The 13,086-nt window shown below is 45.2% G+C and carries 12 protein-coding genes and 1 tRNA gene; 2 read left to right on the forward strand and 11 right to left on the reverse strand.

Going from position 1 to position 13,086, the window contains the following annotated elements; translation table 11 throughout:
- Positions 1-34: 34 nt before the first annotated feature.
- The 4 genes from WJ238_RS09815 to WJ238_RS09830 all read right to left on the reverse strand — a co-directional run bounded on the left by WJ238_RS09815 (position 35) and on the right by WJ238_RS09830 (position 4,063).
- Entirely contained in the window at positions 35-337 is a 303-nt protein-coding gene (locus tag WJ238_RS09815; RefSeq protein ID WP_230107011.1) for a CBO2463/CBO2479 domain-containing protein, read from the reverse strand.
- Positions 338-351: 14 nt separating this feature from the next.
- Entirely contained in the window at positions 352-2,205 is a 1,854-nt protein-coding gene (gene prdA / locus WJ238_RS09820) for a D-proline reductase (dithiol) proprotein PrdA (RefSeq protein ID WP_230107012.1), read from the reverse strand.
- Positions 2,206-2,412: 207 nt separating this feature from the next.
- Positions 2,413-3,804: a proline reductase-associated electron transfer protein PrdC gene (prdC, locus tag WJ238_RS09825; RefSeq protein ID WP_230107013.1), complete on the reverse strand. Its 1,392-nt coding sequence runs from the start codon at positions 3,802-3,804 to the stop codon at positions 2,413-2,415.
- Positions 3,805-3,965: 161 nt separating this feature from the next.
- A tRNA-Sec gene (locus tag WJ238_RS09830) sits at positions 3,966-4,063 on the reverse strand.
- A gap of 307 nt (positions 4,064-4,370) precedes the next feature.
- Here WJ238_RS09830 and WJ238_RS09835 point away from each other — a divergent pair.
- Both WJ238_RS09835 and WJ238_RS09840 read left to right on the forward strand, forming a co-directional pair.
- On the forward strand, positions 4,371-5,405 hold the full coding sequence (locus WJ238_RS09835) for a proline racemase family protein (RefSeq protein ID WP_316266262.1): 1,035 nt from the start codon (positions 4,371-4,373) through the stop codon (positions 5,403-5,405).
- A 136-nt stretch (positions 5,406-5,541) separates the two neighbouring features.
- Positions 5,542-6,129, forward strand: a complete 588-nt coding sequence (locus WJ238_RS09840; RefSeq protein ID WP_230107015.1) for a TetR/AcrR family transcriptional regulator — start codon at positions 5,542-5,544, stop codon at positions 6,127-6,129.
- A 90-nt stretch (positions 6,130-6,219) separates the two neighbouring features.
- Here the strand turns inward: WJ238_RS09840 and WJ238_RS09845 are convergent, their stop codons facing one another.
- From WJ238_RS09845 to selA, 7 genes are all read right to left on the reverse strand, one after another.
- Positions 6,220-6,456, reverse strand: a complete 237-nt coding sequence (locus WJ238_RS09845) for a putative Se/S carrier protein (RefSeq protein ID WP_256194855.1) — start codon at positions 6,454-6,456, stop codon at positions 6,220-6,222.
- A 1-nt stretch (position 6,457) separates the two neighbouring features.
- Positions 6,458-6,661, reverse strand: coding sequence for a sulfurtransferase TusA family protein (locus tag WJ238_RS09850; RefSeq protein WP_230107017.1), 204 nt, complete (start codon positions 6,659-6,661; stop codon positions 6,458-6,460).
- 47 nt (positions 6,662-6,708) lie between these two features.
- Positions 6,709-7,806: a YedE family putative selenium transporter gene (gene yedE, locus WJ238_RS09855; RefSeq protein ID WP_256194852.1), complete on the reverse strand. Its 1,098-nt coding sequence runs from the start codon at positions 7,804-7,806 to the stop codon at positions 6,709-6,711.
- Positions 7,807-7,851: 45 nt separating this feature from the next.
- On the reverse strand, positions 7,852-8,988 hold the full coding sequence (locus WJ238_RS09860) for an aminotransferase class V-fold PLP-dependent enzyme (RefSeq protein WP_230107019.1): 1,137 nt from the start codon (positions 8,986-8,988) through the stop codon (positions 7,852-7,854).
- A 200-nt stretch (positions 8,989-9,188) separates the two neighbouring features.
- Positions 9,189-10,097, reverse strand: a complete 909-nt coding sequence (locus WJ238_RS09865; protein ID WP_337606830.1) for a selenium metabolism-associated LysR family transcriptional regulator — start codon at positions 10,095-10,097, stop codon at positions 9,189-9,191.
- Positions 10,097-12,010 (reverse strand): selenocysteine-specific translation elongation factor, encoded by a 1,914-nt coding sequence (gene selB, locus WJ238_RS09870; RefSeq protein WP_230107021.1) that lies wholly within the window; start codon positions 12,008-12,010, stop codon positions 10,097-10,099. Before selB ends, WJ238_RS09865 begins: the two co-directional genes overlap by 1 nt.
- A partial coding sequence (selA, locus tag WJ238_RS09875) for an L-seryl-tRNA(Sec) selenium transferase (RefSeq protein WP_337606833.1) occupies positions 12,007-13,086 on the reverse strand: 1,080 nt, incomplete at its 5' end. The genes selA and selB, both read right to left, overlap by 4 nt.

Here is a 13,086-nt window from a genome sequence, read left to right on the forward strand (position 1 = left end):
ATTTCAGATTGTAAACCTTTAACAACCGTTAAACTCATTTTGAAACCTCCTTATTATCCATTTGCCCGCGCATTTCTTCTTGTTTGCGCCGTTCTTTTTCTATATTGCTGACATATTTCTCATTTATTTCCGGGCCCAGCTGCTCCGGGAAGCTCATGTTCCATCCGACTTCCTGTCCTACTTTGGGTTCAGTGTCGCAGATAAACATCCGCTTCGGGGCTTTTAAGAAACCAAGCCTTCCTTTCAGGTCTACGCTGATGCTGCAATCATCAACATCAACAACGACACCCTCCATGTAAATGATCTTGTCACCATAATGCAAACGTTCGTTATTCATTGAACCGCCTCAGATTAGTCGTATTTTTCCTTACGTTTCTGGCTCATCGGCAGAGACTGCTCGTTTTCAACGAGATCTACTTTCTTGCCGTATGCAGCTTCGATCAGCTCTACGTTTGTAGATTTAACGTTCGGATTCCACTTCTTCTCTGCAGCTTTCACTTCTTCGCCAGCCATAGCTGTCTTCAGCATTGCAAGTGCACGGATTGCATCCTCTTCACAAAGAGTATTGCATCCAAGAACCTCGTTCTCAATACCGGACTCTGATTTGTTGTTGTCAACCATGTAGTTCATGTACTTGTTACCAACAACGAGAGCACCCTGTACTGCACAGTAGGACATACCTACTACCGGGATTCCTCTCATACCGATCTGCTCGATATGGCTTGCAAAGTCGATGTGGTTGTTTCCGAAACCTTCTGTTGTAACGAAAGCTCCGTCAGCATCCATCATCTCTACTGTGTGTCCAACACGTTTGGATACATAGAATTTTTCAGCATTGATCTGTGGGCTTCCTACGAATACAACGCCGCAAAGGTCAACTTCCGGATCATGAAGAGCCTCAAGAACCAATGGCTCTCTCCAGTAATGTCTGGACATCTCTTTAGATGCAGGTCCGATACATGTCAGTGCGTGGATACATCCATCAAGAACTTCCAATGGGGATACACAAACAGGTACGTTTCCTAAGTCAACGTTAGCTCTTGCTCCAAGAACACCAACCGGCTCTACCGGAAGGATGAAGTTGTCATGCATAGCTCCCTGTCCCATGATCTCTTTAACGATAACAACTTTCTTCTTTCCAGGACGGCGAACCTGTTTCAGTTCCTGTGTATCTGTAACAAGGCTGTCATCCAGTTCTTTCATGACTTCACGGATTTCCTGTGTGATGATATCAAAAGCTGTATGTGCAGCCATAGGTCCACGGCGCTCCATGTTTGTCTTTTCCTGAATTACGATGTTACCTTTGATAAAGATCTCGCCTTTATCCGGGCAGCTTGGACGATTCCACATAATGTTCTCATCCAGGTATCCTTCAGATGATCCGAATTCACCGATCTGAACTCCGCCTTCATCTGTACCTGTCAGCATCATAACAACGCCGTCCAGAACTCTTGTCACACCTGTTCCAAGGTCAGCATCGCCTTCTTTTGTAGCGATCGGCTGAACATCCATAATTGTCTCAGAATATGTGTGGTATTTGTCAGGAGTAATGATCTCCAGATGGAAATCTTTTACAAGTTCCTGATCTGCGATAACATCTGCTTCGATTCCTTCACGGATGTAAAGAGTTGTTCCTTCGATCTTTGTCTCTGGTCCTCTCTTAACCTCTGTGATTGTGTAATGTTTTCTTGTCAGGCTTCTAACAACCTTCTCTTCTTCAGCTGCTGCCGGTGCTGCGCCTGCAACTGCTGCTTCTGCGCCTGCCGGTACCGGTACAGCTGCTGCTCCGCCTGCTCCAAGAGCTCCTACCGGGATCTCAAGATCAATGTCTTTTCCTTCTCCGATATGGATTTTTAATGTTCCTCCTGCTACCGGTGCTGCTGCAACTGGTGCTGCAGGTGCAGGTGCTGCTGCTTCCTCTTCTGGTTCTTCCTCTGCTGCCGGTGCTGTCGGAGCTTTTGCTCCCTCTACCTTATCAGCAGTAAGTGGGCAAAGAGAATCGCATGTTTCTTTCAATTTTGCACCTAAAACTTCTTCGATGGTCAGGCAACCATCCAGGTTCAATAATCCTGAATCTACAAGATCGTCAAAGATTGCCGGATCTTCCAGATTAGCTGGTTCGATTGTAATGCCGCCTTCGGCTCTGCAACACAATACCGCAGGATCATGAGCATGTTCTTTAGCTGTTTCAGCTGTGATTGACATATTGTTTTCCCTCCTTGTTTTTGTTACTTCTGAATCTCTCTTTTAAATTCAGAGAATAATCCAGATTGTTCCATCCGCGCATTGCACGGACAAAGGTGTATATATACAACCGCCGGCAGAGAAAATACCTCTCAATCTTTTCATAAGCCTGTGAAAGAATCGGGGGTCTTCCACAGACCCTGCCCGCGGCAGTAATACCTGTACTTCTTAAAAATCAATCTCCTGGCTTACCTCTTTGGAAATCTTCAGGGTTCTGTAAAGAGGATGTCCGATTGTTCTCATTACATGGTCAGTCTGATGGAATACTTTCAGACCCATCTTCGGTGCTGACGCCATAACGGTGTTGGAACAGTCAGAGCAGTTACCAATAATAATATATTCACAATTATCCTTTTTAAACTGCAGGTTGTTCTTTACCTGTCCAGGACAGTTGCCAGGTCTTAAGCACTTCAGCGGTGCACCCGGTTTGTTTTCAATTGCCTGTTTACATTTGCATACAGATACAACGTTTCCGTTCATCTTGGCAGCGATCTCACGCATACGCTCTTCGCTTCCGCCGCATGCACAGACAAGGATTCCCACATTTGCACCGTGAAGATCCGGAAATTCTCCTGTTACCAGGATTCCTCCTGTTGTCTTTGTAGTAGGTGCATCCAGATCTGTAGATTTACCTGTGAATGCTCCTCCCATAATGATCTCTCCATATACACCGTCAATACCGCCGGCTTTTTCGATCATCTCTCCCACGCTGACACCGATCGGTACATCCATGAATACATGAGCTCCATTTCCGCCGTTCAGTTTTCCACGTACTGTCATATTCTTGCTGATGCAAGGTTTCCTTTCATCAATAGCCTCTGCAACCTTTGCTGCTGTTTCAAGATTTACAACAACAGATCTTGCAGCGGAAGGAAGCTGTGTTGTTGTTAAGTTTACGCCAAGGCACTCTCTTACAACTGCACGTTCCTCTCCCATCGGGTAGATGTCTGCAAGCATATGAATGGAAATATCCGGTTCGCTCTTTAAAGCTGCATCCAAAATCTTGATCGCGTTGTGGTGTTTCTTCTTAATTGCAAAGATTGCTTTATCTGCATGTGTAATCTCCATACAGTATTTTACGCCGCGGATCACTTTGTCCGTCTGCTCTTCCAGCTGCTGGATATTATGTTCCAGTCCCGGCTCACACTCTGCAGCATTTACCAGAATATAGCTGTGCTCCAGTTTAAAATCTGCCGGAAGCTCCGGATTGATCTCCGGGTCCAGTTCAGCCATCGGTGTTTCTGCCAGGTTAATGTTCAGTTTTACGCCTGTCGGGAATCCAGCTCCGCCCATTCCCACAATTCCGGCCTCTTTTACCATTTCCAGTTTTGTTCCTTCCTTGATAGGAACAAATTCATCTTTCTGCTCATCATCTGGTTTGATGATGATGCTGTCAGCTGTCACTTCTTCTACCACACCGTAAACACTGGAAAAAATGTTTGCCCCAAGTCCAGTCGGAGTAGCGATGAGAGTACCTTTTTCCACCTTGTCCCCAGCTTTTACGATTGCTTCACAAGGTGCTCCTACATGCTGACGCAATAAAATCTGTACGTTTCCCATGACATTCTTCTCCTTTTTTCTTTTTTAAGCAAAAACAGATTGGATTCCACCAATTCTATTTACTTACCTTTTCATTTCAAAAAGCAGAAACTGATAGTTTTTATCTATAAATTCTCAAATCAAAATTCTGCGATATTTTTAACAGAATATTGTTATTTTTCTGGCGGAGGCATGTGGGAATCGAACCCACCCAGGACGCTCCTAACGCCCAACACTGGTTTTGAAGACCAGGGGGCACACCAGTCACCCAACTACCCCCATATTCACTTTCGCGCCACTTAACAATAGCACAGGTTTCTCTATAATTCAAGCCTTTTTTGAACACTTTTATATTATCAAAAAAACATTGACTTTTCAAGGCTTTTACTCCATAATAGTTAATATAAACTGAACGGCATACTAGACGAGGGACTAGAATACGGTCTAATCGTTAATTTTATGTCATTTTTATGCCTTTTTCTGTATAAGACACAACGGGAACATGGGGATTTCCGGCGTGTTTTTATAAAAACTTATAGATTCTCTCTATAAGAAGAAAACATTTATATTTTAAGGAGGTATTAGATATGGAGTTAAAAGCTAACGTTAACTTCGATCGCTTCGAGGGCCAGCTTCAGGTTGTTGATGCCCACACAGAGGGAGAGTTCTGCCGTATCGTATATGGTGGTTTCCCGGAGCCGGAAGGCAACACAATGATTGAAAAGAAAAAATGGATGGAGAAAAATTATGACGATGTTCGTACTGCTCTTATGTTTGAGCCAAGAGGACATCATGATATGTTCGGAGCTTTCCTGTGCAAACCTGTAAATCCGGAAGCTTCCTTCGGCGTTATGTTCATGGATACAGGCGGATACCTGAACATGTGCGGACATTGTACAATCGGTGCTGTAACAGTAGCTATCGAGGCTGGATTCGTTGAATCTCACGAAGGCGAAAACGAAGTTGTTCTGGAAGCTCCTGCAGGACTGATCCGTACAACCGCAGTTGTAAAAGACGGAAAAGTTGAAAGTGTTACACTTACAAACGTACCGGCTTTCGTTTACAAAGAAAACCAGAAAGTTACCATCGACGGAAAAGAGATCGAATTTACAATTTCCTTCGGCGGAAGCTTCTTCGCACTGGTTGACACAACAAAACTTGATATTGGGGAAATCAATGCAAAATCCGTTCCGGCATACACAGCTCTCGGAATGAAAATGCTGGATGAAATCAACAAAACAATCCCTGTTAAGCACCCAGAGCTTGACATCGACACAGTAGACCTTGTTGAATTTTATGGTCCGACACCAAATCCGGACAAAGCAAACTTAAGAAACGTTGTTATCTTCGGTGATGCTATGGCTGACCGTTCACCATGCGGAACAGGTACAAGTGCTAAACTTGCTACTCTTCATCACTGGGGAGAGATCAAAGTCGGAGAAGAGTTCGTTTACGAAAGCTTTATGGGAAGCCTCTTCAAAGGACGCATCAAAGAAACAACAAAAGTTGGCGATTTCGATGCTGTTATCCCAATGATCACAGGAAGCGCATACCTGACAGGTGTTGCTACATACCTGATCGACCCAACAGATCCGTTGAAATACGGCTTCCAGGTTGGATAATTACTTCCGGCTTTATTGGAAAGTTAAAAAAGAGCGGTTCATCACCGCTCTTTTTTATTCATCTAAAATGTAACCAACAGTACACTCGCGGAGCAGATTTATGTATTCTGCCGTCATGTTGAAGGGAATGAAAAAAGTGGCCAAAAAAAGACAGTCAACAAAAAGCCGTATTGTAAAAGCAGCGTGGAACCTTTTTTACAAAAACGGCTATGACAATACTACTGTAGAGGAAATCATCAATGCGTCAAAAACTTCAAAAGGGACTTTCTACCACTATTTCAAAGGAAAAGAAGCCCTTTTGAATACTCTGTCCAATCTTTTTGACCAGAAATACGAAGAGCTTTCCAACGTGATAGATCCTGATTTGTCCGCATATGATAAGCTTCTCTTTCTAAACCACGAACTGTTTTACATGATCGAAACAAGTGTAGATATTCATCTCCTGGCCTATTTGTATTCTTCGCAGCTGATCACAAAGGACAAGAAATCTCTGTCCGACAAAAAACGGTTTTATTTCCGATGGGTAACCGAAATCATTCAGGAAGGTCTGGACAATAAGGAGTTTGCCCCCAATTCTACTGCCGAAGAGCTGATGAATATCTATGCCATGTATGAGCGAGCTTTGCTGTATGACTGGTCTCTTTTCAAAGGGAAATTTTCCCTGACCAAATACAGCGACCGTCTTTTGCCTCATGTACTCGACAATTTCAAAACCGGAATATAATATCAATGCGCACGGACGATCACGGTCAGTAAACAAAAGAGCTGACAGGAGGGCACTGCAAAACTGCAGCCTTCCTGTCAGCTCTTTTGTTTACACCATACATTCATGCAGTTCTTCTTCTTCTATCCCTGCCGCCTTCATGACAGAACGAATCTCTTCTCTGTCTTCAAGTGCCGCACACCATGACAGACCGCACCCGGCCGATATGGCTCTTGGAACCGGAATCAGGCGTCCGGGAGCACCGGCATCTTTACATGCTTTTTCCATTGCCATAGCATCTGCTGTTGTATGAAATGTTACAATTAGCTTTAATTCTTTTTTTCTCATCTTATTCAATCACTACTTCAAAGCATCCGTCCTTCTCTGTGGATACCGCTTTTTTCCCGTGATCCTTTGCAAACTTTTCCACATTCATTTTCTGGTGTGGTTCTGACACCAGGACTTTCACAGGTCCTGACGCATTTTTCAGCGCTTCTGCTGTCAGCATCAAAGGTTCCGGACAGGAAAGACCTCTTGCATCTACTTCCTTCATTTTTTTACCTTCCTTTTCAGAATATCATATTTTTTATACTTTTCCAACTATTTTCCAGCTTCACGTTTATTTGTAAAAGCAATCACAAAACATATTACAATACAGATAATACATGCTACTTTTCCTGCCGGTGTTACGGCACCTGCAACGATCTCGTTCGTTTCTGCATTGAGAGCGGTTCCGCTGGAAGCAAGTCCAAGATTATGGCAAAGAGCCGCTCCGAAGAAAAGACCCAGTACAGTTACGGCCGCATCTGATGATCCCTGGCCTGCAAGAATCAGCTGGCGAAGCGGGCAGCCTCCTGCAAGAACTGCTGCAAATCCTACCGCATACATTCCCAGAATATTCCAGATATGCTCTGAATGAGCCACGATTCCCGGTGTATCAAATGCAGGTACAAAATTTCCTGTAGCCACATTATAGATAAGCATAACAACAAATAAACCGATGATCACTGTCAGCAGATCAAAATTCTTCATCAGAACTACGTCTCTTATACTTCCTGCAAAACACATTCTTGATTTCTGTGCAAACGCGCCGAAGATCAGACCTCCGATCAGAGAAATAATGATAGGCGCATGCATGCTTCCCGGTCCGCTTGTGCTGGACTTCAGAAGGGTTGTGCACACTGCAAGAAGCAGGATACCAACCATGATAGCCGGCATTACAACACCGCTTGATTTCTGTGTCTCATGAGCGCGCCCAAGGCTGAATCCTTTCTTCAGGGCAAACGCTCCGGTAGAAACGCCCAGTATAAAACCGATCAGAGCCACCCAGGCATTTAAATCGCCTGCAGACATACGGATAACCATACGAAGCGGACACCCTAAAAAGATCAGGGAACCGATCATAATAACAATCCCCAACACAAAACGGATCATTGGAGAAGATCCTGCTGTAGAGCGATACTCCTTTGTTGCCACGGAAATGATAAACGCTCCTAATACAATTCCTATAATTTCAGGCCGTGCATACTGCACCACCTCTGCCTGGTGCATTCCCAATGCGCCAGCGGTATCCCGGACAAAGCAGGCAATACAGATTGCCATATTAGCCGGATTTCCAAAGTATGCCAGACATGCTGCTACAAGTCCGCACACTACACCGGCAAGCGCCAGCTTTTTCTTTGAATCTGACAAATTCATTGTGTGTTCCTCCTTTACTCTCTTCCTTCGCAAATGATCAAAAGATCATTCTTCTGCCAGTTCGCGGATAGCCTTTATAGCTGTATCCACTTCTTCATCAGTCGTAAAATGTGAGAAACTGAATCTCACTGCCCCCTGTTCTACTGTTCCCAATGCTTCATGCATAAGAGGCGCACAGTGCGCTCCGGGTCTTGTAGATATTCTATACTCTGTAAGAAGCTCATCACTGACTTCTGAAGAATCGTAATCTCCGATATTCAAAGATACAATCGCGCAGCGGTTCATATCATCAAAATCCCCGTACACCTTAACTCCGGGAACCTGAATAACCCCCTCATAGAACCGCTTCATACACTCCTGCTCACGTTTTCTGATCTGATCGATCCCTGTTCTTTGGATATATTCTACAGCTGCATGAAGGCCTGCGATGCCATGGCCGTTCATGGTTCCCGCCTCCAGCGCTGTGGGCATTTCCGCCGGGTGGCTTTTACTGTAAGTCTGCACACCGCTTCCCCCGCTTTTGAGCGGTCTTATCTGTATGCCCTCTCTCACATACATTCCTCCTGTACCCTGGGGACCAAGAAGCCCCTTATGTCCGGTAAAACAAAGAACATCAATCTGCATTTTTTCCACATCAATAGGAAAGACGCCGGCAGTCTGCGACGCATCTACCACCAGCAGAAGTCCATTCTTACGGGTAATCTTTCCAATCCTTTCAATGTCCACCAGATTTCCTGTCAGATTGGATCCATGAGTGCAGACAACTGCCTTTGTATTCGGGCGTATTGCCTTTTCTATGTCGTTGTAATCGATCACACCTTTTTTGTCCGCCGGAATAATCGTCAGCTCCACCCCTCTTTTCTCCATTTCATACAGAGGCCGCAGAACCGAATTGTGTTCCAGCATTGTTGTGATCACATGATCTCCCGGCTCAAAAAGTCCTTTGATCGCTATATTAAGGCTTTCCGTAGAATTACTTGTAAAAACCAGTCTTCTTGGATCTGTCCCGCCAAAGAAACGACAGAGCAGTTCCCTTGTATCATAAATAGTTCTGGAGGCCTCCAAAGATGCGCTGTGTGCTCCCCTTCCCGCATTTCCCATAGAATGCATGGCCTGTACAACCGCTTCAATCACTTCTTCCGGCTTTTGCATCGTTGTAGCCGCATTATCTAAATAAATCACTTGATTGCCACCAACTTTCTTTCCCCTTTTCATAATACCGTATTTATTATATCGTCTGCATTTTCTTCCGTCTAATCAAAAAAAGCAATATACACACTATCCTTATAGAATTTTTCTATAACTACTCTATTCTGGATTTGTGTGTATACTGCCTTTCTCTGCCGGCAGGAAAATGCAATCTCTTTGTTCCCTGCCTTCTGCTATTTTTTAATGTGATAAATAGACTTTACCACATTAATAAATCTTTCTGCAGATCTGGAAAGAGTCCGGTTTTTATTATACACCAGGTTGATATCTCTTCCCTCATCCGCCTGTGGAATCGGAAATGCAAGCATCTGCCCTTCTTCCACTTCATCTTTAGCTGCCAGGCTGGAAAGAATGGAAATGCCCATTCCCTGCATAACGGATTTCTTGATCGTTTCCTGATTCGCAATACTCGCAATGATATTCAGTCTTTCCGTTCGGATTCCCAGATGCCGAAGCTGCTTTTCTGCTTCTTTTCTTGTCCCGGATCCCTCCTCACGCATGATCATTTTTTCATCCTGGATCCAGAAAATCTCTTCTTCTCTTTTCTGCAATTCTCTGTATTTCGGTAAATCCGGCGTAATGATCACCAGGTGGTCCTTATAAAACGGGATGTACTGGCAGTGTTTCTTTTCCAACACAGTTCCGGTAAAACCAATATCCGCCTTTCCTGCTGCAACCTGTTCCGCCACTTGAGCGCTGTCCATTTCGGAGAGCTTAAGCTGCTCTCCCGGATACTTCTCATTAAACTTCGCAAGAATCTCCGGAAGGAGATACTGAGATGGGATGGTAGAAGCTGCGATAACAATACATTTCTTATCATTTTCGCGCTCCCGCCCAAATTCTTCCCGGATCTCATCTGTAAGATCCAGTATCTGTCTTGCATACCGATACAGTTTCTGCCCTTCTTCCGAGAGAGCTACTTCTTTTGTATTCCGCACAAAAACACGGACATCCAGCTCTTTTTCCAATGAAGAAATATGAGCGCTGACAGTAGGCTGGGTCAGAAACAGCTTTTTGGCTGCTTTGGAAAAGCTCTCCGATTCCGCTACTTCCACAAATGCCTCTAATTGTTTTAAATTCATCAGTATGCCACCCTCTCACTTTCTCCGCCTGTCTTTTTCGTAACTTTAATACTGTCCATATACTCCAGGATCGGTTTTGCGCTTTTACGGCTGGTCTGGAACATGTCACGCACCTGTGCAATGGTGATAACAGGGTCTTCTTTCAGTTTTTCCTGGATTTTTTCTTTCGCTTCTTCCATATAAGAAGAAAGGGTGTACATCTCATCCGTTACTTTTACGATCTTGCCCTCTTCCAGCAGAATATTACGGATATCATCTTCCACATCAGGATCCACGCTGCCCACAGGGATCTCGCTGTAACGCACAAAGTCAAATCCAGCCTTCTCCATGGCGCCCATAAGGGCTGCGGATACCCTATCATAAAGAGTGTCTTTTCTTACCTGATAACCGGGCGTACATAAAAATTCATCTACCCTCTCAAGAATCCCTTCTTCCGTCAGGCTTCCGATATAGAGATCGAACACATTAGGCTTGATCTTGCGGAAATAATTTGTATGTATCTCCGCCTTTTTCATGCCATAGCGGTAAGGATACGACGCCTCATACTTTTTCAGTGCATTCAGAAGTGTCTCTTCTGCTTCCTTTGCCGCTCCTGCATGCCATACATAAGTATCTTTTTTCAAAGCATATGTCCGGATAAGCCCCTGTTCTTTCAGTTCTTCAATATCCTGCTCCACTTCTTCCGGGGAGAGAGCTGTCAGGCGTGCCAGATCTGACAGGGTTATCATCGTGTCTTTATAATTCTTCACATGCATTTCAATGACGTCCGCAGTGGATCCGGATTCCTTTCTTTTGAGATCTTCGATCACCGGCTCCTGGAAGCGCCTGTGAATGGAAGGATTAGGCTCAAGAACCACTCCTCCGCCGATTGTTTCCATAGGAGAATAAAAACGTACAACAAACTTATCTCCGCGCCGAAGGGCGATTTCCTCTTCCAGCCTAAGCTGCACATAGCCGCTCTCGCCCGGTCCGATTTCTTCCTTGTCCAGAAGGACGGCACGACAAAGGATCTCACTTGTTCCGGTAAAAAGATGCAGTCTGGTATGGTTTGTCAGCACCCGCATAGAAGAATCCAGAATATTCATCTTCACATCCAGAAGGTCTGTATTTTTCATACTTCCCGGAGGCGCCAGGACACAGCCCCTTCCGATTTCTCTTTTTTTGATATTGGAAAGGTTGATGGCAACCCGCTGACCGGCATAGCATTTGTCCACATCCTGACCGTGCACCTGAATGCTTCGTATCTTGCTTGTCTTCCCGATGGGATACATTTCCAAGACATCTTCTTTTGTGATCGTTCCGGACAGAAGAGTTCCGGTGATAATTGTCCCGAAACCGGACAGGGAAAAAGCCCTGTCTATGGGAAGGCGGGGAATGGTAGCCGTATCCTTTTCCACCACCTCTTCCTCCGCTATTTTTTCAATGATATCCACCAGCTCTTTTAAACCTGCTCCCGTAGCGGCTGAAACCCGGACAATCGGCGCTTTTTCCAAAAAGCTTCCTGCCAGTTCTTCCCGAATTTCTTCTTCCACCAGCTCTGTCCACTCTTCGTCTACAAGGTCGCATTTATTCAGAACAATAATACTTTTTTCAATACCAAGAAGACTTAGGATATCCATGTGTTCTCTTGTCTGGGGCATGATCCCTTCATCTGCCGCAACTACAAGGAGAACCATATCCATTCCCACAACACCGGCAACCATATTGTTGATGAACCGCTCATGTCCGGGCACATCAATAATTCCCGCCCGGTCTCCTCCCGGCAGGTCAAACCATGTAAATCCCAGGTCTATGGTGATTCCCCGTCTCTGCTCTTCTTCCCACCGGTCTGTGTTTCTTCCGGTCAGAGCCTTGATCAGAGTCGTTTTCCCGTGATCGATATGTCCGGCTGTTCCTATGATAATGTGCTTCACGGTTCCAACACCTCCTGTTCCTTCAGCTGACGGACAAGAAGGTCACCGTCGCCTTTCTGAAGTGTTCTGGCGTCAATGAGAATGGTATCATTTACAACCCGTGGAATGATCGGAACTTCCAGATGCCTCATCCTTTCTTCCAATACCGGCACACTGATCTTCTCCGGGTGGATCGCTGCCCCATAGCTTGAAAGTCTCTCCATCGGAAGAGAACCTCCCCCGATCTGTGACTGACAGGATATGAGCTCCACCCTGGCAGGAAGATGTGCCCTTTTCAGTTTCCGCACCAAAGCAGAAGCATCCTTTTTCACTTCTTCCGGCTTCCGTGTGATCATGGACAGCACCGGGATATGCTGCAGCGCTTTCTCTTCGGACAAATATTCCTGCAGCACAAGTTCCAGGGCTGCAGCTGTAAATTTATCGATCCGAAGCGCTCTTGTCAGCTGATTTTTTTTCATCTTGCTGATATATTCCTTTTTCCCGATGATAATGCCTGCCTGCGGGCCTCCAAGAAGCTTGTCCCCGCTGAAGCAGACCACATCTGCTCCTTTTGCGATGGAATCCTGTACAGTAGGCTCATAGGTGAGCCCGTATTTGCTTAAATCGATCAGAACGCCGCTTCCCAAATCTTCAATGAGCGGGATATGATGCTCTTTAGCTAAAGGCAGCAGCTCTTCCATAGTGACAGAATCCGTAAATCCCACAATCCGGTAATTGCTTGTATGAACTTTCAGAAGAGCTTTTGTTTCCTCAGTCACAGCTTCTTCATAGTCGCTGTAGTGCGTCTTGTTTGTTGTTCCCACCTCTACAAGAGACGCCCCGCTTTGTTCCATCACATCCGGAATCCGGAATTTTCCGCCAATCTCTACCAGCTCTCCTCTGGAGACGATCACTTCGCCTCCCTTTGCCAGAGAACTTAAGATCAGCATAACCGCCGCCGCATTATTGTTGACAGCCATAGCTGCTTCCGCTCCGGTCAGACGGCAGAGAAGCTCTTCAAAATGAGAATATCTCTCTCCCCTCTTCCCTTCTTCCAGATTGTATTCCAGATTGGAATATCCTGTTACAAGTTCCGC

Origin of the sequence: Claveliimonas sp. (genome assembly GCF_037273965.1) — a bacterium.
Taxonomy (GTDB): Bacteria; Bacillota; Clostridia; order Lachnospirales; family Lachnospiraceae; genus Claveliimonas; species Claveliimonas bilis.